Below are 20,296 nucleotides of genomic sequence, written 5' to 3'. Positions count from 1 at the left end.
GTCCTACGCCCGATCGGGCGAGGGGTCGGTCGGTCAGTAGGCGCCGCGACCGCTGACGGCGAGCGATCGGTCCTGCCGCCGCGTCCCACGAGGCGTGATGAGCAGGACCGGGCACGGCGCATCGCGCAGGACGGCCCGCACGACCGGACCGAGGTGCGACCCGATCGGCACGAGGGGGTCGTGGCGCCCCAGGACCAGCAGGTCCGCGTCGGCCGCCTCGGCGAGCAGCACGTCGGCGGCACGGCCCGAGCGGACCACCACCTCCGCCTCGGTCGCGACGGACGCATCGCCGAGGCGGTCGACCGCGGCGCACAACTCTGCCCGGCCGCGCTCCTCCCAACGTCGTACCTCTCCGGCGCCGACCAGCAGGTCCTCGTAGACCGCCGGGACGGCGAAGGAGTGCACGAGCCGCAGGGAGGCACCCCGCGCCCGGGCCTCGCCGATGGCCGCGCGCAGCACGTCCTCGGCGCGGTCGGCCTCGTCGATGCCCGCCACCACCAGCGGCGACCCGGACCGCTGCCAGCCGCTGGGCACCGCGACGACCGGGACCTCGAGGCGGGTGGCGACCGCGTTCGTCACGCTCCGCTCCACGAGGCGGGCGGCCCGGGACATCCGCCGGTGGGCGAGCACGACCATCCGCGCGCCCTGACCAGCGTCGACGAGCGCGGGCACGGGCGCCCGCACCACGAGCCGTTGCGTCACCGGAACGGCACCCTTCACGAGCTCCTCGGCCTGCTCGACGGCGGCCGCCAGGAGCACCCTGCTGTGGTCCTCGACCTCCGGCAGCACGAGGAGCGTCTCTGCCGAGACGGCCGGGACGTGCACCGCGCGCACCAGGTGCAGGCCGCACCGCGCGCGCACCGCCTCCTCCGCTGCCACCGCGAGGGCGGCCCGCATGTCCTCCGTGCCTACCCCGACGACGACCTGTGCGTCCGTGCCGTTCATGTCTCCTCCTCGATCTCGTCTGCTGGTGGGTCCGTGCCACCACTCTTCACCGGCGCCGGGCCGACGGGCAGGGCCGTTGGACCCGACGCGGTGCGCCGAAGGGCCCCGACCCCACGACGTCGTACTACGTTGACCCGATGAGCACCGGCAGGAGCAGCTATGACGTCGTCGTGGTCGGCGGCGGTCACAACGCCCTCGTCAGCGCCGCCTACCTCGCGCGTGCCGGCCTCTCGGTCGTGGTCCTCGAGCGGCTCGGCCACACGGGTGGCGCGGCCGTGTCCGTCGAGCCGTTCTCCGGCCACCCGGCGCGGCTCTCCCGCTACTCCTACCTCGTCAGCCTGATGCCCGAGCAGCTCATGGCCGACCTCGGCCTCGACGTCCGGCTCGCCTCCCGCACCACGGCGTCGTACACCCCTTGGATGCGCGGCGAGCGCGCCGGCGGCCTGCTCGTCGAGCGCCCCGAGGGCCAGGCGACGCGCGCGTCCTTCCGCGAGCTCACCGGCGGGGACGAGGAGTACGCCGCCTGGCAGGCGTTCTACGCCGAGGTCGGCCGGCTGGCCGAGGTCGTGGCGCCGACCCTCATGCAGCCGCTGCCCCTCGAGCGCGACGTGCGCGCGCGGGTCGACGCTGGCACGTGGGCCGACCTCGTGGAGCAGCCGCTGGGTCGCACCATCACCGAGCGCTTCGCCGACGACACGGTCCGCGGCGTCGTGGCGACCGACGCCCTGATCGGGACGTTCGCCTCGCTGGACGACTCGTCCCTGGTCCAGAACCGCTGCTTCCTCTACCACCTGGTCGGCAACGGCACCGGTGAGTGGCGGGTGCCGATCGGCGGGATGGGTGCTGTCACCGACGCCCTCGCACGTGCGGCCGTCGAGGCCGGCGCCGAGATCGTCACCGGGGCAGGGGTGAGCGCCATCCACCCCGGCCTGGACGGCGCCGAGGTCGTCTGGCACGACGGCCACGGGCAGCACTCCGTGACCGGTCGCCGGGTCCTCTCCGGCGTCGCCCCGTGGGTGCTGCGGATCCTGCTCGGGGACGGCGAGGAGGCCGAGACCAAGCCGGTCGGCTCCCAGCTGAAGATCAACGTCCTCCTCGACCGGCTCCCGGCACTGCGGTCCGGCGCGGACCCGGAGGTCGCGTTCGCCGGCACGCTGCACCTCGCCGAGGACTACACCCAGCTCGAGCGGGCGTACGACGCCGCTGCCTCGGGGCAGGTGCCCGACCCGCTGCCGGGCGAGGTCTACTGCCACAGCCTCACCGACCCCTCCATCCTGGGCGACCGGGCCGGCTCGGCGCACACGTTGACCTACTTCGGCCTCCACGTCCCGGCCGGCCTGTTCGACGCCGACCCCGGCGCGCGCGACGTCGCCGTACGACGCGCCCTCGCCTCGCTGGACGCCGTCCTCGCCGAGCCGATCGAGGACTGCCTCGCCCGCGACGCCGACGGCAACCCGTGCATCGAGGCGAAGATCCCCCAGGACGTCGAGCGCGACCTGGCGATGCCCGGCGGCCACATCTTCCACGGCGACCTCGACTGGCCGTGGGCGCCGAACCGCTCCCGCCTCGAGACCCCGGCCCAGCAGTGGGGCGTGCAGACCGACCACGACACGGTGTTCCTGTGCGGGTCGGGCGCCCGCCGCGGCGGAGCGGTCTCCGGGCTCGGGGGCCACAACGCCGCCCAGGCCGTGCTCGCCGACCTGTAGGGCGACCACCGGTGGTGTCCATCCCGATTTCGCCTGCCCGTCACCGGGGCTGTAGAGTCTCACTCGCTTCACCGGGCGCCATTAGCTCAATTGGCAGAGCAGCTGACTCTTAATCAGCGGGTTCGGGGTTCGAGTCCCTGATGGCGTACACGAGCAAGGCCCCCGACCGATGGTCGGGGGCCTTCGTCGTGCACCGAGCGTCGACCACATCGCTTCCACCCACGACGACACGGCGCATCTGTGGAAGGGACCCCGCACCCACTATCTACGTCCTCAGCACGGCGTCCAGGACGGCGTCGCCGGTGCGGGGTGGCCGCCCTCAGTTAAATTCGACTTTCAGCCGTCCTTCCGACTCTTCTTCCCGGCCCTGTCTGGCGGCATCATGAGCGCCGGGATGGTTCGCAGCATGAACCTGTCGAAGTGGGGCACCGTGAAGGCTGCGTAGCCGTGCTGCGGGGTGTACAGCAACCCCATGTTGATGAGCTGCGCTCGAGTAGGACCCATCTGGGTGGACTTGCGGCCGATGACAGCCGCAACGTCTTGCGCCTTCTGCGGCTCGGGCCCCAGTTCAGCCATGGCGCGCAGGTAGATGCGTTCCATCTCGGTCGCTCGATCCAGGCGGACGCGGAAGAATGACTCGTCGAGCTTGGCTTCGTACGTCGGCACAGCCAGCTCAACATCTTCTCGCGTGATCACCGGACCCTCAGCGACGCCCCATACCTCGTAGCCGAGCTCCTGGAGGAAGTACGGGTAGCCGCCTGTGACCTCAGTGGCGAGGTCGAGCGCATCCGCCGCCCAGTCGGCGCCTTCGGCTCGAGCCGGCCCGACGAGTGCATCTCGCGCGTCTTCTTCATCGAGGTTGCCGATCCTGGGAAACTTGAAGAGCCGCTCGGAATACGACTTGGCGTCGCCTGCAAGTTCGGCGATCTGCGGCAACCCGGCGCCGACCATGGTGACGGGCAGGGCGCGCTGAACTGTCTTGTGCAGCGCCGAGATGAGGGCTTCGAGTTGAGCAGTGGAGAGGAACTGCACCTCATCGAAGAGTAGTACGAGGCCTTTGCGGGAGTCCTTGGCGGCTTCGCCCACCGCGACCAGCAAGTCGGTGAGGTCAGCTTGGAGGTCCTGCTGGTCGGCGAACCCTTGAGCCGCATCAACGTCCATTCCGCCCGTCAGCGCACCCGTGGGGTCGACCGACACGCTGAAAGACTTGAGGACGGCGGCCGCGCGCTTCATGCGGTCCCCCCACCGCGCCTTGGGTGACATCTCGAAAAGGGCCGTTCGGATCGAGCTGACCATCTGGCGGCGGAACTTCTCATCGTCATGCTTGGAGACCTCGCGCTCAACCACGACCCAGTCGAGCTCTTGCGCCTTGCTGCGAAAGCGTCCGAGCAACACTGTCTTGCCCACGCCGCGCAGCCCGGTGATGATCATCGACCGTTCAGTACGTCCGGCGCTCATCCGCTTCAGCAACAGCTCGAACGTCTGCAACTGAACGTCGCGACCCACAACCGCAGGCGGCTGCGCGCCGGCGTTCGGCGTGTACGGGTTTCGGACCGGATCCATGCGTCCGATCTTATCAAGATTATCCTGCTTTAGCACACGTCAATAAAGTTGGATAAACTTGGTAAAGACGAGCCGCGAAGCGCGTAGGCGCGGGTCTGGTCTTTGACCGAGGGTGTCGCCAAGGCGGCTCACCATGTCAGTTCGCCCCGTGAGGGTCGTCGCGCAGGTGGACCAACCCCCCGGATAGCCAGCCTTCTGGGCCAGGACCTGCGCGACACAGCGACCACCCAGGGAGTCGGCACACATCACGAGACGATCTCCGGGTCTGGTCCCGTGGACTGAACAGGTCGACTAACCTCGCACCGGCGCTGCCCGGGGGGGTCGCCGAACATGTCCGTCGTCTGCCGTCCGAGAGGTCCGCTGTGTCACTGGCGTCGCGTCTCCTGCTGACCGTCCTTGCGTGCACGGTCGCCATGGCTCCCCCCGCGCTCGCCAGCGACGAGGCGCCACCGGTGAGGGTCACCCGGGCCAGCGCCGAGATCAGCACCGGTGTGCTCGACCTCCGACCGGCCATCGCCCAACCGGGGACCAGCCCGACGAGGTCGAGCGGCAGGACCCAGGCGCTGGCGTCCTTCTCCGACACCCGGACGGGCCGGACGGTCGTGCTGCAGCGGGACACCGGGTCGGGCTGGGAGACGGTGGCCCGGGGCCGTGAGCACCGCACCGGCTCGACCGTCTTCACCCTCCCCGACACCACCAGCCGCTACCGCGCGGTCGCCGTGTCCGGCTCCGGGGCGACCCTGGCCGTGACCGGCAGCGTGCAGGCACGGGGGTTCGACACGATCTTCCGCGACGAGTTCTCCGGCAAGCGGCTCGACCGGACCAGGTGGCGCGACCAGCCGACACTGGCACCGGCGTACATGCGGATGTGCTCCCGGCTCTCACCCCGCGCCCGCACCCTGGGCGGTGGCGTCCTCCGGATGGGCGTCGCCTACGACCCCGCGCGCGCCGACCAGACCTGCACCTGGCACCTCAACGGGCAGTCGGGCTCGCACCGCTACATGCTCAACACCCAGCTCTTCACCCGGGACACCTTCGACTTCACCTACGGCTACGCCGCGGTCCGGATGAAGATGCACCTCGACAAGGGCATGCACGCCTCGTTCTGGATGCAGCCCGCGAACTGGTACACGCCGGGTCGGCCGGCCAAGGGCACCGAGATCGACGTCGTCGAGTTCTTCGGCCGCACGAAGCGCGACTCCACCATCGCGTCGTTCCTCCACTGGTACGACGACGCGAACGAGCACCACAAGCTCGGGGGGAAGTTCCCCGGCGCGAACCGGCTCCGCAAGCGCGCCGAGACGTGGTCGCAGGCCTACCACGTGTTCAGCGTCGAGTGGACCCCGGACGCCCTGGTCTTCCGCGTCGACGGTCGTGAGTACTGGCGCCAGACCGAGATCGTGTCCCAGGCTCCGGAGTACCTGCTGCTGTCGATGCTCACGTCCGACTACGAGCTGGAGAAGCTGACCCCTCGCCGGATGCGCCAGACCGCGAAGGTCGACTGGGTGCGGGTCTGGGGCCAGTGAGGGCCTGACGGCCCGATCAGGCCTGGGCGCGACGCCGTCGCGCGAGCACCAGTGCGGTCGCGGCGGCGAGCACGACCACGACGCCGGGTACGACGGCTCCGCGTCCGCGCTCGGCCCACCCGTCCGCCGCCGGGGTGCCGGTCGCCTCACCGTCCGCACTCGCAGCGGACGTCGGGGCGGAGCCGACCTCGAAGTGCACGTCGCCGCGGACGTCGTGGCCGTCGGCCGACACGACGAAGTACTCCATCGTGTAGGAGCCCTCCGGGCCGGCCCACAACGTCTGCCGCACCTCCGGGCCGACCGAGGTCGGCGCACCGTTGGTGACGCTCCCGTCGGGTCCGACGATCGTGATTTCGCGGATCTCGGTGATCGAGTCGGAGAACGTCAGGAACGCGCGTGACGGCAGTGCCTCCAGGACCCCTCCGTCGGACGGGTCGGAGAACAGCAGCTCGCCGTGGGCCGAGGCCGGGACGACCGCCGGGAACCCCACCACCGTCGCGAGCAGTGCGACGACCGCCGCGGTCACGATGCGGCCGGGCGTGGTGACGGGGCGAGGCATCGGGTGTCCCTTCGTCGGACGGTGGATCGGGCGGAGCGTGGGCCGATCCCGGCGGATCGGGTCGTGCGGTGGAACGGTGCGGGCCGGTGCCGGGACGGAGCGCGCTGTCCCGGCACCGGCCGCGGGGACGACGTCGTGCGCCGCCACCCCGCCCGGACGGAGGACCCGGCCCCGGCCGCTCACAGGGCCGAACCTGTGAGCGACCGGGTGCGACACCTGGGTGTCACGTGGCCGAGCCACCGTCTGCGGACGTCTCTTTCTCTTCTCCCCTCTCCTCGTGCCCGGCTGCTAGAGCTGGGCCTTGAGGGTGCGCGCCACGCTCTTCAGCGCGGCGGAGGCCGCCTCGTCGTCGATACCTCGGACGAGCTTGGTGAAGCGGCGCAGGGCCTGGCGGGCCTGCTTCTCGTGACCCTTCCGGTCGGCACGGCCCGCCGCCTTCAGCTCCTTGACGAGCTTCTTGGCGAGCTTCGGGCCGATCGTGCCCTCGTCGTCGAGCCGCTTGACGAGCCTGGTGCTCCCGGCGTACGTGGGGACCACCGTGAAGGTGATCGTCCGCGTCGTCAGGTTGCCCGCCTCGTCGCGCACCGCGACCTCGAGGGTGTGGGTCCCGCTGCGCAGCGACATGGCGTCGATGCTCACCGGGGAGGCCACGGCCCGGCCGTCGAGCGTGACCGACCGCTCGGCGACACCCGAGGCGGCGTCCGACGGCGTGACCACTGCGGTCCGCACCGCCGAGGCGTCGAGCTCGTCGCCCTCGGAGATCCCGGTGACGGCGACCTCCGGAGCCGCGGTGTCGATCTTCACGGTGAGCGTCGCGACCGGGGAGGTCGTGCCCGCCGCGTCGGTCGCCCTGGCCTGCACCAGCGTCACCCCGTCAGCGGTGACCTCGAACGGCGCGGTGTACGCCGTCCACGGACCGTTGCCGATGCGGTGCTCGATGGTGAGCTTGCCGTCGCCGCCGGCGCCCGTGAGGACGACCGCCACCGACCGCGTGAACCAGTTGCTGCGACCGTTGGCCGCCGCCGGGACCGTGGCCACGGAGACCGAGGGCTTCTCGATCACCACCGGGTCACCGGGCTCGGAGACCTCGACCTCGAGCTCACCCGTGCCGCGCTGGCCCGCCACATCGGTGGCGCGGTAGCGCACGACGTGGGTGCCGGGCTCGTCGATCGTGACCGGCGAGGTGTAGGTGGTCCAGGTGGTGGCGTCGTCGAGCTGGTACTCGATGCTCGCCACGCCCGAGGTGGCGTCGGTGGCGGTCAGGGTGATGGTCCTGGCCCGGTCACCTCCCACCTTGGCGCTCACGGTCGGGGCGACCGTGTCCACGTTCACCGTCCGCGACGCGACGGACCCGACGGTGCCGGCGGTGTCCTTCGCCCGGTACTCGACCAGACGCGCACCCTCCCCGGTGACCGGGGTTGCGAGGGAGTACGGCATCCAGTCGCCGCCCGCGATGCGGTACTCGATCGAGGCGATGCCCGACCCGTCCGTGCCGTCGGCGCCGGTGAGGGTGAAGGACGGACGCTCGGTGTACCAACCGTCGCTGCCTCCGGCAGCGGGGATGGCGAGCGTCGCCGTGGGTGCCACCGTGTCGATCTTCACCGACTGCGACTTGATCGCCTCGACGTTGCCTGCCGAGTCCGTGGAGCGGTACTCGATCAGGCGGGTCCCCTCGCCCGGGACGGAGACCGCCGCGGTGTAGGGGGTCCAGGCGCCGCCGGCGATGCGGTACTCGGTCGAGGCGACGCCCGACCCGCCCTCACCGTCGGTGGCCGCCAGCGTGAACGACGGACGCGTGGTGTACCAGCCGGCCGCGTTCGCGGACGGGATGGTGAGCGTCGTCGTCGGCGCCGCCGTGTCGGTCGGTCCTCCGCCGGGGACGCACGTGTCGTCCTTGCCCAGCGTGAAGAAGTCGAACGACGCGGTGATCCCGGCTCCGTTGGCGGTGTTAGCGGCTGCCAGCAGCCCGATCTTCGGGTTGGTGATGCTGGTCAGGCTGTAGCCCGCAGACATGTTCGTCCACGTCACACCGTCGGTGCTGTAGCTGCCGAGGACCTGCGTGCCGTCCTCGCTGGTCAGCCGGAGCCAGACCGTGCTCGGGAACGAAGCCCCGAGAGCGGCCGTGTTGGTCTCCGCGGCCGTTCCTGCCGTCTCCTTCGCGGTCTGGATGATGTTGGACGCCGCGTTCGGGTCGGTGCTGCGTCCCTGGAAGACGTGCTTGAGGTAGTTGTCGTCGTCCCCGTAGATCAGCAGGCCCGCCGACTGGTAGGACCGGTTGATCGGTGCGGTGACCTTGGTGGTGGCCACGAAGCCTCCCGAGGGCAGGGTGCGCAGCACCAGGTCCCTCGCGGTGTTCGTGGTCTGGTAGAGGTCGGTCGCCTCGAGCGGGATCTTCACCGAGCCGTTGGACACCGTGAGGTTGCCGCTGGGGCGCACGAGGCTCCAGTCGTTGCCCAACGCGGACCCGTTGAAGTCCTCCACGACGCACGGCGGGCTGCAGGGCGTGGCCTTGTCGTCCGGCGTGATGGTGAAGTAGTCGAACTTCGCGACCAGGTTGTCCGCCGCACCGGCCGCCGTCGAGGCGAGGGCCAGGAGCCCGACCTTCGGCGACGTGATGCCGGTGAGGTCACGCGCCGGCGCGGTGCCGGACGACGTGGTGATCGGCAACCAGGTGGCCCCGTCGGTGCTGTACGTCGGCGTGACCGAGGTGCCGTTGGCACTGGTCATCCGCAGGTACACGACGTCCGGGAAGCTCGCACCGAGGTTGGTGGAGTTGGACTCCGACGCGGTGCCGTTGACCTCCTTGGCGAACTGGATGACGTTGGCTGCCTTGCTGCCGTCCGTCGCGGTCGAGCGACCGGAGTAGACGAGCTTGAGGTAGTTGTTGTCGTCGCCGTAGATGATCAGGCCGCCCTGCTGGTAGCCCCTCTTGGCTCCGGTGAGGTCGACCTTGGTGGTGACCTCGAAGGCGCCGGCCGGGAGGTCCTGGAGGACGATGTTCGGCGTCGTGTTGGTCGTCTGGTAGATGTCGGAGTTGGTCAACGGGATGTTGAGGCTCCCGTCGGCGACCGTCAGCGACTGGTTGACGCGGACGCTCTTGTCCCACCTGGTCGTGTCGAGCGCGTTGCCGACGAAGTCGTCGGAGCGACCGTTGAAGCAGGTGTTCGCCGAGGTGACGGTGACCTGCGTGGTGCGGGTGGCCTTGGCGCCTCGGGCGTCGGTCACCGTCAGGGAGACGGTGTACTTGCCCGGAGCGGCGAACGTGTGGCTCGGGTTGGCCGTGGTGGCCGTCCCGCCGTCGCCGAAGGTCCACGCGTAGGTGACCGGCACGTCGTTGTCGGGGTCGGACACCGTGCTGGTGAAGTCCACCGGCAGCGGCGCGGCGCCGCTGGTCTTGCTCGCGGTGACCGTGACGACGGGCGGCTGGTTGTCCGTGACGCCCTTGCCGTTGAACTGCAGCCAGTTGACGTTGGCACCGCCGGTCGTGGCCACGAAGTAGAGCGGGAGGCTCGTCGTGGTCGCGCCGGTGAACGTGGTGGACACGTCCTGGTAGGTCTGGGCACCACCGGTGTTGGGGATGCTCAGGGTGCCGATCGCGGTGCCGGTCGGTGATCCCTGGCGCACCTCGAACGTCGCGCCGGCCGTGGTGGAGGCCGCCCGCATGGTGACGCCGTTGATGTTGGTCAGGTTCATCACGTCCCAGGCGAACCAGTCGCCGGTCTCGACGCCGGTGACGTTCTGGCCGCCGCCGGTGTCGGTCGTGGTCTGCGTGGTCACGCCCGCCGTGCCGGTGGTGTTGCCGCCGGTGCGACCGGTCGTGTCGAAGAACTCGGCCTCCTTCTTCTTCGTGTGGAGGACGATCCCGTCGACGCCCGTGAGTGCGCCGGCGTTGCCGACCGCGTTGTCGGTGTAGGTGGCCTTGATGACGCCGAAGATGTTGGCGCCGGAGTGGCCACTGTCACCGGGGAGCGGGAAGGAGCCGGTGCAGCCCGTGTACTGCTCGTAGTCGTGGGCGTGCTGGTCGTGACCGAGCCCGGGCGTGACGACGACCTTGCTGCAGTCGATCGTGGTGTCCTCGGGGTCGGTGACCTGGACCTCGTACTTCACCGTGTCGCCGAACTCGAAGAACCCGCCGTTCTTGGGCAGGACGAGCTTCACCGTCGGCGCCGTGTTGCCCGCGGTGATGCTGAGGGTGGTGGTCGCGGTGCGGCCGTTGGTCGCGGTGACGGTCAGACGGGCGCTGTAGGTGCCCGCCGCGGTGTAGGTGTAGCTGGCGGTGGCGTTGGTCGAGTCGGTCGTGCCGTCGCCGTTGAAGTCCCACGCGTAGGTGAGGCCGGTGTTGGTGCCGGTGTCACCGTCGAAGGAGGTCGTGCCGTCGAACGCGACGGTGAGCGGGACCCCGCCCGACGTCTTGTCCGTGGTGGCCCGGGCGACGGGGGCGCGGCTGCCCTCGACGTAGTCGATGCGGTAGATGCCCGAGTCGGTGTTGTTGCCGTTGAAGCCGCTGCCCCACTCGATCATGTAGAGGGCACCGTCCGGGCCGAACTGCAGCGCGTGCGGACGCTTCATCGCCAGCGAGGGCAGGAACCGGTTGATGTCGGTGTAGTTGGTGCCGTTCTGGTTCATCTGGACGGTGAACAGGCGGCTGTTGTTCCAGTCGGCCCAGATCGCCTTGCGGTCGAAGTAGGCGGGCCACTTGCGGTCGGAGACCAGGTCCTTGTCGTAGGCGTAGGTGCCCGACGTCATCGGGGCACCGCTGGCGCCGATCTCCGGGGTGCTCGTGCTGGACGCGTTGTTGCTCTGCCAGATCACAGCCGGCTTGGCGGCCGGGAGGTTGGTCAGACCCGTGTTGTTGGGCGAGTCGTTGACCGGCGCGGCGCAGTCGAACTTGGCGCCGGCGGTGCTGTTGGCGAAGTTGTAGTCGCCGAACGCCTTGTTGTCACCGATGCAGTAGGGCCACCCGTAGTTGCCGGGCTGGTCCAGGATGTTCCACTCCACGATGCCGTTGGGGCCGCGGGTGGCGCTGGTCGACGTGGCGTCCGGGCCGTAGTCGGCGACGAGCATCTTGTTGTTCTGCACGTCGAGACCCATCCGGAACGGGTTCCGGAAGCCCATGGCGTAGATCTCGGGACGCGTCTTGTTGTTGGTGTCCTGAGCCTCGTCGAAGAGGTTGCCGGCCGGGATGGAGTAGCCACCCGCAGCGAGCGGCTTGATGCGGAGCACCTTGCCGTTGAGCGTGTTGGTGTTGCCCGAGGTGCGCTGGGCGTCCCAGGCCTCGCGGCCCGCGCGCTCGTCGATCGGGTTGTAGCCGTCGGAGGCGAACGGGTTGGTGTTGTCGCCGACGGTCAGGTAGAGGTTGCCGGTGTTGTCGAACTCCATCGCCCCACCCGCGTGGCAGCACTCGTTGCGCTGCGTGGGCACGTCGAGGATCTTGACGGCCGAGGCGGTCTGGAGGGTGTTGCCGGACATGGTGAACCGGCTGATGCGGTCGAGCGACTCACCCGGCGGCGAGTGGTAGAGGTAGACCCAGTTGTTGGTCGCGAAGTCCGGGTCGAGCGCGATGCCGAGCAGGCCGAACTCCTGACCCGTGTAGACCGGGATGGTGCCCGCGACGACGACGTTGCCGTTGGGCAGGATGATGCGCACCTCTCCGTTGCGCTCGATGTAGAAGACACGACCGTCCTCGGCCACGGCCAGCTCCATCAGGCTGGAGGTGTTCTCGTCGAGGGCCACCTTCTGGAAGCTGGGCTCGAGGGTCGCCTTGCAGTCCGACGGCACCACACCGGCGGCGGTCTGGATGCCGCCGAGGATGTGGGTCAGGAACGTCGGGTCCACGAAGGACTCCGAGGTGTGGCCCATCCCGGTGTACCAGCTGCGGCCACCCTGGTAGTCCTGGCACCAGGCGATCGGGTGCTCGGCACCCATGGCACCGGTCCCCGGGGCGTAGGAGGTCTCGTCCATGGACGCCAGGACGTGGACCTTCTTGCGGAGGTCGGTGCTGGTGCCGCGGAAGTTGTACCACTCGTCGGTGCGCTGCCAGCGGGCGGTGATGCCCGCGGTCGAGGCGTGGGCCGGGTCCTCCACCTTGACGGTCGCGGTCGGCGTGCCGTTGGGGTGGTTGTTGAAGTAGGCACCGACGAGGTTGCCGTACCACGGCCAGTCGTACTCGGTGTCCGAGGCCGCGTGGATGCCGGCGTAGCCGCCACCGCCCTTGATGTAGTTCTCGAAGGCGGTCTGCTGCGTCGGGTTGAGCACGTCGCCGGTGGTGGAGAGGAAGATCACGACCTCGTACTGCGCGAGGTTGGCCTCGGTGAAGACAGTGGCGTCCTCGGTGGCGGTGACGGTGAAGTTGTTGTCGGCGCCGAGCTTCTGGATGGCGGCGATGGCGTCGGGGATGTTCGCGTGCCGGAAGGCGGCGGTCTTGGAGAACACGAGGGCGTCGAACGACTCCGCTGCGGCGGCCGCGGCAGCGGCCTTGTTCGCACGCTCGTCGGTCCACGGCACGGCCTCGCCGAGCGTGGACGAGGTGTCGGTCGAGCCGGTCTTGTCAGTGGTCGAGCTGGTCGAGCTGGCTGCCGGGGCCGGTGCCTCCGGCGCCGCCACGGCGGGTGCCATGCCCAGTGCCGCGCCCAGGGGCAGCGCCACGAGCATGGCCATGGTCGAGCCGAGGGTGGCGCGTGCGCGCCTCCCCGGCCGCGTGATGAGTCGGTTCATCACGGTCCCTTCGTTTGATGGATGTGCGCTCCATCGGTTCCGGGGCGGGTCCCCGGGCGTTCGGCCCTCTGTGGTGCAGGTGTTGCTGGTTCTGCTGGTGGTACGGGTTGGTGACTTCGTGGTGCTGCGTCGTGCTCGGTGCTGCTGGTCGGTGGTGCTGGTCGGTGGTGGTGCTGGTCGGTGGTGGTGCTGGCCTGTCGTTGCTGGTCGTCAGGCGCTCGTCGGCATCGTGCGGGCGACGAGGGTGGGGTCGGTGAACACGGGCTCGAGCGCGGCGGTGGCCCCGCCCCGCACGGCGGCGCGGAAGCCGAGGCTGGACAGCTCGACGCGGGTGCCGCCGGCGTCGGGCGCCAGCACTCCTGCGCGCAGTCCACGCTCGATCGCGGGTCGCATGTGGTGACCGACCGCGGCGTAGTAGCCGGTGAGGACCACGGCCGCGGGGTTGAGCGCGTTGGCGAGGATCGCGACGCCGGTCCCGATCCAGGCCCCGGCGGCGTCGAGGGACGCCAGGGTGCGCTCGTCGCCGAGGTCCGCGCGCCGGTTGAGCTCGGCGAGCCGGTCGTCGAGGGCCATTGCCGGCGCCCGGACGGCGTCATCGGCGTCGGCGGCTCCCTCGAGCACCGCTCCGAGCCCGATGACCGTCTCCCAGCACCCGTGGCGGCCACAGCCGCACTCGCGGCCGTCCTCCTCCACGATCATGTGCCCGAACTCGCCGGCGTAGCCGTGGCTGCCGCGCAGCAGCCGGCCACCGCTGACGATGCCGCCACCGACACCGACCTCGCCGTGCAGCACGAGGATGTCCTGTCGCAGCGGGTCGCCCGGCGTCGCCTCGGCGGCCGCGGCGAGGTTGCCCTCGTTGTCGATCATGATCGGGTACGCCGTCCCGAGCTCGCGCCGCAGCAGCTCCCCCACCGGGACGTCGTACCAGCCCAGGTTGGGGCCGTGGGTCAGCACGTCGCGGGTCTGGTCGTAGAGCCCGGCCACCCCGACCGTCATGCCCGCGACGGTGGCTCCGCGCCGCTCGAGCCGCGCGACCGTCGTCCGTACGAGGTCCGCGAGGCACATCAGCACGCTCTCGGCGTCCATCGACCGCGCGTCGAGGGGCACCCGGTTCTCCTCGAGCACGTCACCGCGCAGGTCCGTCGCCATCGTCGAGACGTGGTTGACGTTGACCTCCGCCCCGATGCCGGCCACCGTCCGCCCGTCGAGCTCGACGGTGATGCTGGGGCGTCCGATGCCGCTCTGGACGAGCTGGCCGTCGGAGACCAGGCCGCGCTCGAGGAGCTCGCTGACCAGCGTCGAGATGGTCGAGCGCGTCATCCCCAGCTCCGTGGCGAGCGCGGCACGCGAGCGCGGGCCGTGGTCGCGCAGGTGGCGGAGGACGAGGCCGAGGTTCGAGCGTCGGACGTCGGGGTGCGCGATGCGGTGGTCGGGCGTCATCAGGCCCGGGCTCACGACGGGGTTCGACATGGTCACTCCTCTCCGCACGGGATGGGGCTGTGGCAGGCAGGAGCGACGACACCGTGCCGGTTGCCGGCAGGCGTGCGACGATCCGAAGGCCGAGGGTCTCGCCGTCCTGTGACGGCGATCACGTTTTGTTGGGGCGTCGCTCAAACTAAGCCACTGGCGACTGGTGCGCAAGCATCCGAACGGGATTTCCTATCCGAAATCTGGGGACATGCCGCACCAGCCTCGCGCACGCAATATCACAGGCGCCGCATAGGTTGCGAATCGGGCGTCCGAATCGTGTCCGATCGCGCGCGGCACGGCCCGGCGCGCGCTGGAGCGCACGCCGGACCAGGGGGCCGGCTGCCGGGAGATCACCGTCCGGGAGCGGAGAGCGCCAGTCCCGTCTCGGCGTCGAACAGATGGGCGCGGTCGAGGTCCACGGCCACCGACAGGCGCTCCCCGGGCGTGCCGGAGACCGCGGGACGGGCCTTGACCTTCACCATCTCCTCGCCCACCTTCACGTCGACCACGGTGCGGTCGCCCAGGGGCTCGAGGCCGTAGAGCTCCCCCGGGAGGGATGCCTCGCTCCGCGTCTCGACGGAGAGGTCCTCGGCGCGCAACCCGAGCATGAGCGGGTGGCCGTCCCTCGCGGTCGTCCACCGCGGACGGGGCAGGGTCCAGCCCTGCTCCCCCACCAGCCGGTCGCCCTCGGCCCGACACGCGAGCAGGCTGATCCTCGGGCTGCCGACGAAGCCGGCGACCCACTGGTTGGCGGGCCGCTCGTAGACCTCCGTGGGCGTGCCGACCTGCTGCACCTTGCCCTCGCGCAGGACCGCGACACGATCCGCCATGGACAATGCCTCCACCTGGTCGTTGGTCACGTAGACGAACGTGCCGCCCAGGCTGCGGTGGATGCGGGTCAGCTCCGTGCGCATCTCCACCCGGAGCTTGAGGTCGAGGTTGGTGAGCGGCTCGTCCATCAGGAACGCCCGCGGTCGCCTGACCAGCGCTCGCGCGAGGGCGACGCGCTGCATCTCACCGCCCGACATCTGCGCCGGGCGACGCTGCAGCAGGCGCTCGATGTGCAGGAGGCCGGACACCTTGGTGACGGCCTCCGAGATCTCCGTCGAGGAGGCGCGGCGCGCCCGGAGCGGCGAGGCGATGTTCTCGTAGGCAGTCTTGCGCGGGTAGAGCGCGTAGCTCTGGAACACCATGGCCAGGTCGCGCGCGGCCGGTGTGTCCGCCGTCGCGTCCCGGCCGTCGAGGTGCACCGAGCCCTCGTCGAGCTGCTCCAGCCCGGCGATGGCGCGCAGCGTGGTCGTCTTGCCGGCACCCGAGGGACCGAGCACGACGTAGAACGACCCGTCCGGCACGTCGAGCGTGACGCCGTCCAGCGCCTGGACCTCGCCGAAGGACTTGCGCAACCCGTGCGCTGCGACGGTTCCCATCAGGCCACCAGCTCTTCCGTGCTCAGGTCGTAGACCGGCGGGGTCCCGCCGGCGTGGCGCAGCCCCACCGAGTCGTCGGTGGCGAAGCGGGCCGTCGGTGGCATCCGCACGCGCAGGTCGCGCCCACCACCGTGGTCCAGGACGTAGATGATCTCGTCGCCGAGCGCCTCGGCGGAGACGACCCGAGCGGCCACCGAGCCCTCGGTGCCGGCGTTGGTCACCTCGAGCGCCTCGGGGCGGACCCCGGCGACCAGGGTGCGGTCGCGTGGCAGCCCGGGCGGCGGTGGCAGCACGAGTCCTCCGGGTCCGCGCAGGGCGCCCTCGGAGACCTCCACCTCGATGAGGTTCATCGGCGGGGAGCCGATGAAGGAGGCGCAGAAGAGGCTGGCCGGCCGGTCGTAGACCTCCAGCGGGGTCCCGACCTGCTCGACGCGGCCCTTGTTGAGGATCGCGATCCGGTGCCCGAGCGACATCGCCTCGACCTGGTCGTGCGTGACGTAGACCATCGTCGTGCCGAGCTGGGCCTGCAGGTGCTTGATCTCCGTGCGGGTGTCGGCGCGCAGCTCGGCGTCCAGGTTGGTCAGCGGCTCGTCCATCAAGAAGGCCTGCGGCCGACGGACGAGGGCGCGCGCCAGTGCGACGCGCTGCTGCTCACCCCCCGACAGCCGGTGCGGCCGCCGGTCGAGGAGGGCGTCGAGCTGCATCATCCGGGACGCCTCCGCGACCCGTTCGCGCACCTCCTTCTCCGGCAGCCCCTCGGCACGCAGCGGGAAGGCCAGGTTGTCGCGGGTCCTGAGGTGCGGGTAGAGCGCGTAGAACTGGAAGACCATCGCGATGTCGCGCTCCGCCGGTGGCAGGTCGTTGACCAGCGTCGTCCCGATGCGGATGTCCCCGCTCGTCTGCCGCTCCAGCCCGGCCATCGCGCGCAGCGTGGTGGTCTTGCCGCACCCGGACGGGCCGAGCATCACGAAGAGCTCGCCCTCCTTGATGGACAGGTCCACCTGCTCCACCGCGACGGTGCCGTCGGGGTAGCGCTTGTGGAGGTTCGTGACCTCGATGCCGGCCATCAGCGACGCACCGCCCCGAGGGTCACGCCCGCCACCAGGTGCTTGCGCACGAGGAAGGCGAAGACGAGGACCGGGAGCGCGAAGACCACGGCGGAGGCGGCGACGAGGCCCCAGTCCACGGTGGTGCCACCGATGAGCCCGGCGATGGCGGGAGGTGCCGTACGGACCTCCTGGCTGGAGGTGAGGAAGATGGCGAACACGAACTCGTTCCAGGAGAAGATCAGGGCGAACACCGCGGTCGCGGCGATGCCGGGCACGAGCAGGGGCAGGGTGAACTTCCGGAACGCCTGCAGCCGGGTGTAGCCGTCGAGCATGGCGGCGTCCTCGTACTCGGCCGGGACCTCGTCGACGAAGCCCTTCATCATCCAGATCGTGAACGGCACGTTGAACGCCGCGTAGATCAGGACGAGGCCGAGCTTGCTGTCGATGAGGCCGAGCTCGCGGTACATCAGGAAGATCGGGATGACCACGACCACGGGCGGCATGAAGCGGGTCGAGAGGATGAAGAACAGCTGGTCCTTCTTGGCCTTCAGCGTGAAGCGCGAGTACGCCCAGGCCGCCGGGACCCCGAGCACGGTGGCGAGGATGGTGGACGCACCGGCGACGATCACCGAGTTCAGGAACGACCCGGACAGGTCGGAGCGGCCTCCGTCGCGTCCGACGAACACGTCCTTGTAGTGGATCGTCGTGAAGTCGAAGTTGAAGAACTTCGCCGGCACGGCGTAGACGTCACGGTTCTCCTTGATGGAGGTCTCGAGCATCCACAGCACCGGGAAGAGCATCGCCACGGCCAGGGCCACGAGCAGGACGACCTCGATCACCCGGCGGGCCGTACCGCCCCGGCGACGCCCGGCAGGTGCGTCCTCGGCGGCCTGGGCCGGGGCGGGCACCGCCTCGTCGATGGAGATGGCCATCAGCCCTCCTTCAGCTTGTTGAGGTAGCGCAGGTAGAACTGCGCCAGGACGATGACCACGAGGACCATGAGGATCCCGTAGGCCGACGCGGTCCCCGTGTTGAAGCCGAGGAACGCGACCTTGTAGACGTGGAAGGACAGCGTCTCGGTGGAGACCCCAGGACCTCCGCTGGTGAGGATGTAGACGAGGTCGAACAGCCGGAAGGCCTCGATGGCGCGGAACATGACCGCGATCAGGAGCAGCGGCCAGACCATCGGCAGGGTGATGTGCCGGAACCGGAACCACTCCGACGCACGGTCGATGGACGCCGCCTCGTAGAGGTAGTTCGGCACGGCCGTGAGGCCCGCCAGTGCGATGAGCATGATGAACGGCGTCCACTGCCACGTGTCGACCACGATGAGCGAGAACAGCGCCGTCCGCTGCCGGGTGAGCCACTCCACCTGCCCGAACCCGAGCGAGCCGAGCATCGAGTTGATGACGCCGAACTGCGCGTCCAGCATGAACTTCCAGAACAGGCCGACCACCACCGGCGAGAGCATCATCGGCACCAGGAACAGGGTGGTCAGTGCTCCCCGGCCCTTCGTGCGCCGGGAGATGAGGTAGGCGATCGCGAAGCCCAGCACCGTCTGGAGGGTGACGGCGCCGACCACGTAGATCAGCGTGGTCAGGGCGCGGATGCGGACCTGGTCGGAGGTCAGGATGTCGGTGTAGTTGCGCAGCCCGATGAAGTTGGCGGGCACGTCACGCGTCGCCGAGTAGTCGGTGAACGACAGGTAGAGCGCCCACAGCAGCGGGAACACCGACATCCCGAGCAGCAGCAGCAGTGCCGGGGAGATGAACGCCACGGCCAGGCCGCGGTCGCTCAGACGGGGGGAACCCCCCGGTGCAGGAGGCGTCTGGGACGCCTCCTGCACCGGGCGGTCGGTGGTGGTGGTCATGGGAGTCAGCTCACAGCCCGCCGCCGCCGGCGGAGTCGAGCACCTTCTGCTGCTCCGCGGCGATGTCGTTGAGAGCCTGCTCCGGGTCCTTGGCACCGTTGAGCGCCGCGTTCACGTTGGTGTTCTCGATGTCGATGAGCTTGGCGTACTCGGGGACGTTCCACATGTCACGCATCCGGGCCACCGAGTCGGCGTACACCTGGTTGAACGGACCGGCCTCGAGGAACTCCGGCGACTGGATGGCGTCGGTGCGTGCGGGCACGCCACCAGCGGCGGCCCACTTCTTCTGGATGTCCTCCTGCTCGAACCACTTCATGAAGTTGAGCGCCTCCGCCTGGTCCTCCTCCGACGCGTAGGCCGAGATGTGCATCCCCATGCCGCCGAGCGGGACGACGTCGGAGTCCTGCGTGGGCAGGGTCGCGAAGCCGAGCTTGTCGAGGATCTCGTCCTGGGTCTTGCCGAGCGTCGACTGCGCCGGGTCGAGCAGGCCTCCGGCGGCGGCGATCCACTGGAAGGCGATGCACGCCTTGCCCTGGGCGACGGCGGCGTTGGTCTCGTCGATGAACCAGTTGCCCGAGCCCTTGGCGGTGAGCGGCTTCATCTGGTTGACGAGGACGTCCATCGCCTTCTGGCCGGCCTCGTCGTTGATGACGCCCTCGATCTTCTTCTCCTCCGAGTCCCACAGGTTGCCGCCGTAGACACCGTTGACGGTGTTGTAGGTGACGGCGGCGGCGTCGGAGCCGTTGGCCTGGTGGAAGGCCAGGCCGCTGACGCCCGGGTTCTCGTCCTGGCACTTCTGCGCGGTGGAGATCATCTCGTCCCAGGTCTCCGGCGGCTCGTCGCCGATGAGGTCCTTGCGGTAGATCATCGTCCAGGTGTCGCCGAGGAGCGGCAGGCCGTAGAGGCTGGCGTTCTCGTCGCGCTGGCCGGTCTCGGCCTGCGGGTACTGGCCGTACGCGGCGAGCAGGTAGGGGTCGTAGGCGTCGACGTCGATGTTCTCGTTCACGAAGTCGGTGATGTCGAGGATGTTGCCGTTGGTCACGGCCTCACCGATGTGCTGCGAGTCGAGGATCGCGATGTCGAAGTCGGTCTGGCGCGCCGCGAACTGGGTGAACATCGCGTCGTGCCAGTTGGCGTTGGGCACCGTGTTGACCTCGATGGTCACGTTGGGGCGCTCCTTGGTGTACTCCGCGTTCGCGAAGTCCTCCAGGGCCTGGGCCGGCGGCCACTCGAACCAGACGAAGCTGAGGTTGATCGGGTCGTCGGTCAGCTCGGGGATGGTGGCCGGCGCCTTGGGGCCGGCGGCCTCCGTGCCACCCCCGCCGCCTCCGCCGTCGCCGTCACCGCCGCCGCAGGCGGCCAGCGCCGCGGCCATGACCACGGCTGCCGTCGCCAGCCGAAGGGGCCGGCCGGGCGCTCGTCGAACTCGTTGTGCGTACCGCATGTTGTCGTCCTGCTTCCTTGGAT

General features: G+C 69.9%; 12 protein-coding genes and 1 tRNA gene. 3 read left to right on the top strand and 10 right to left on the bottom strand.

The window, feature by feature from the left end; all coding sequences use genetic code 11:
* Nucleotides 1-33 precede the first annotated feature (33 nt).
* Nucleotides 34-945 carry a universal stress protein gene (locus L2K70_RS04595; protein ID WP_236399686.1) on the bottom strand — a complete coding sequence of 304 codons (912 nt, stop codon included), beginning with the start codon at nucleotides 943-945 and terminating at the stop codon, nucleotides 34-36.
* Nucleotides 946-1,082: 137 nt separating this feature from the next.
* On the opposite strand from L2K70_RS04595, the gene L2K70_RS04590 reads away from it, so the two are divergent.
* Entirely contained in the window at nucleotides 1,083-2,651 is a 1,569-nt protein-coding gene (locus L2K70_RS04590) for a phytoene desaturase family protein (RefSeq protein WP_236399683.1), read from the top strand.
* A 75-nt stretch (nucleotides 2,652-2,726) separates the two neighbouring features.
* Nucleotides 2,727-2,799, top strand: a tRNA-Lys gene (locus L2K70_RS04585).
* 188 nt (nucleotides 2,800-2,987) lie between these two features.
* Here the strand turns inward: L2K70_RS04585 and L2K70_RS04580 are convergent.
* A complete protein-coding gene (locus L2K70_RS04580) occupies nucleotides 2,988-4,214 on the bottom strand; it encodes an ATP-binding protein (RefSeq protein WP_236399680.1) in 1,227 nt (408 codons plus the stop codon).
* Between the two features lie 452 nt (nucleotides 4,215-4,666).
* Between L2K70_RS04580 and L2K70_RS21555 the strand changes: the two genes are divergently transcribed.
* Entirely contained in the window at nucleotides 4,667-5,740 is a 1,074-nt protein-coding gene (locus L2K70_RS21555; RefSeq protein ID WP_308195732.1) for a glycoside hydrolase family 16 protein, read from the top strand.
* A 16-nt stretch (nucleotides 5,741-5,756) separates the two neighbouring features.
* Here L2K70_RS21555 and L2K70_RS04570 read toward each other — a convergent pair whose 3' ends face one another.
* The 8 genes from L2K70_RS04570 to L2K70_RS04535 all read right to left on the bottom strand — a co-directional run bounded on the left by L2K70_RS04570 (nucleotide 5,757) and on the right by L2K70_RS04535 (nucleotide 20,204).
* Nucleotides 5,757-6,299 (bottom strand): copper resistance CopC family protein, encoded by a 543-nt coding sequence (locus L2K70_RS04570; RefSeq protein ID WP_236399675.1) that lies wholly within the window; start codon nucleotides 6,297-6,299, stop codon nucleotides 5,757-5,759.
* A gap of 288 nt (nucleotides 6,300-6,587) precedes the next feature.
* Nucleotides 6,588-13,013, bottom strand: coding sequence for a ThuA domain-containing protein (locus tag L2K70_RS04565; RefSeq protein ID WP_236399672.1), 6,426 nt, complete (start codon nucleotides 13,011-13,013; stop codon nucleotides 6,588-6,590).
* A 210-nt stretch (nucleotides 13,014-13,223) separates the two neighbouring features.
* Entirely contained in the window at nucleotides 13,224-14,483 is a 1,260-nt protein-coding gene (locus tag L2K70_RS04560; protein WP_236399669.1) for an ROK family transcriptional regulator, read from the bottom strand.
* A gap of 350 nt (nucleotides 14,484-14,833) precedes the next feature.
* The gene (locus L2K70_RS04555; protein WP_236399666.1) at nucleotides 14,834-15,910 is read right to left on the bottom strand and encodes an ABC transporter ATP-binding protein; all 1,077 of its coding nucleotides are present in this window, start codon (nucleotides 15,908-15,910) and stop codon (nucleotides 14,834-14,836) included.
* A complete protein-coding gene (locus L2K70_RS04550) occupies nucleotides 15,910-16,977 on the bottom strand; it encodes an ABC transporter ATP-binding protein (protein ID WP_236399663.1) in 1,068 nt (355 codons plus the stop codon). The genes L2K70_RS04555 and L2K70_RS04550 overlap by 1 nt, the downstream gene beginning before the upstream one ends.
* Complete coding sequence (locus L2K70_RS04545) at nucleotides 16,977-17,891, bottom strand: carbohydrate ABC transporter permease (protein WP_236399660.1); 915 nt, start codon at nucleotides 17,889-17,891, stop codon at nucleotides 16,977-16,979. Before L2K70_RS04545 ends, L2K70_RS04550 begins: the two co-directional genes overlap by 1 nt.
* Nucleotides 17,891-18,829: a carbohydrate ABC transporter permease gene (locus tag L2K70_RS04540; RefSeq protein WP_236399657.1), complete on the bottom strand. Its 939-nt coding sequence runs from the start codon at nucleotides 18,827-18,829 to the stop codon at nucleotides 17,891-17,893. Before L2K70_RS04540 ends, L2K70_RS04545 begins: the two co-directional genes overlap by 1 nt.
* A 10-nt stretch (nucleotides 18,830-18,839) precedes the next feature.
* Entirely contained in the window at nucleotides 18,840-20,204 is a 1,365-nt protein-coding gene (locus L2K70_RS04535; protein ID WP_236399654.1) for an extracellular solute-binding protein, read from the bottom strand.
* Nucleotides 20,205-20,296 lie beyond the last annotated feature (92 nt).

The organism is Nocardioides potassii, assembly GCF_021648885.1.
Taxonomy (GTDB): Bacteria; Actinomycetota; Actinomycetes; order Propionibacteriales; family Nocardioidaceae; genus Nocardioides; species Nocardioides potassii.
This window is presented reverse-complemented; position numbering and strand designations above follow the sequence as displayed.

Excerpts from the sequence above, each read along its gene's own strand:
- L2K70_RS04555 (WP_236399666.1), bottom strand. The coding sequence starts at position 15,910 with ATGGGAACCGTCGCAGCGCACGGGTTGCGCAAGTCCTTCGGCGAGGTC.
- L2K70_RS04560 (WP_236399669.1), bottom strand. The coding sequence starts at position 14,483 with ATGTCGAACCCCGTCGTGAGCCCGGGCCTGATGACGCCCGACCACCGC.
- L2K70_RS04595 (WP_236399686.1), bottom strand. The coding sequence starts at position 945 with ATGAACGGCACGGACGCACAGGTCGTCGTCGGGGTAGGCACGGAGGAC.
- L2K70_RS04590 (WP_236399683.1), top strand. The coding sequence starts at position 1,083 with ATGAGCACCGGCAGGAGCAGCTATGACGTCGTCGTGGTCGGCGGCGGT.
- L2K70_RS04545 (WP_236399660.1), bottom strand. The coding sequence starts at position 17,891 with ATGGCCATCTCCATCGACGAGGCGGTGCCCGCCCCGGCCCAGGCCGCC.
- L2K70_RS04540 (WP_236399657.1), bottom strand. The coding sequence starts at position 18,829 with ATGACCACCACCACCGACCGCCCGGTGCAGGAGGCGTCCCAGACGCCT.
- L2K70_RS04550 (WP_236399663.1), bottom strand. The coding sequence starts at position 16,977 with ATGGCCGGCATCGAGGTCACGAACCTCCACAAGCGCTACCCCGACGGC.
- L2K70_RS04570 (WP_236399675.1), bottom strand. The coding sequence starts at position 6,299 with ATGCCTCGCCCCGTCACCACGCCCGGCCGCATCGTGACCGCGGCGGTC.
- L2K70_RS04565 (WP_236399672.1), bottom strand. The coding sequence starts at position 13,013 with ATGAACCGACTCATCACGCGGCCGGGGAGGCGCGCACGCGCCACCCTC.
- L2K70_RS04535 (WP_236399654.1), bottom strand. The coding sequence starts at position 20,204 with ATGGCCGCGGCGCTGGCCGCCTGCGGCGGCGGTGACGGCGACGGCGGA.
- L2K70_RS04580 (WP_236399680.1), bottom strand. The coding sequence starts at position 4,214 with ATGGATCCGGTCCGAAACCCGTACACGCCGAACGCCGGCGCGCAGCCG.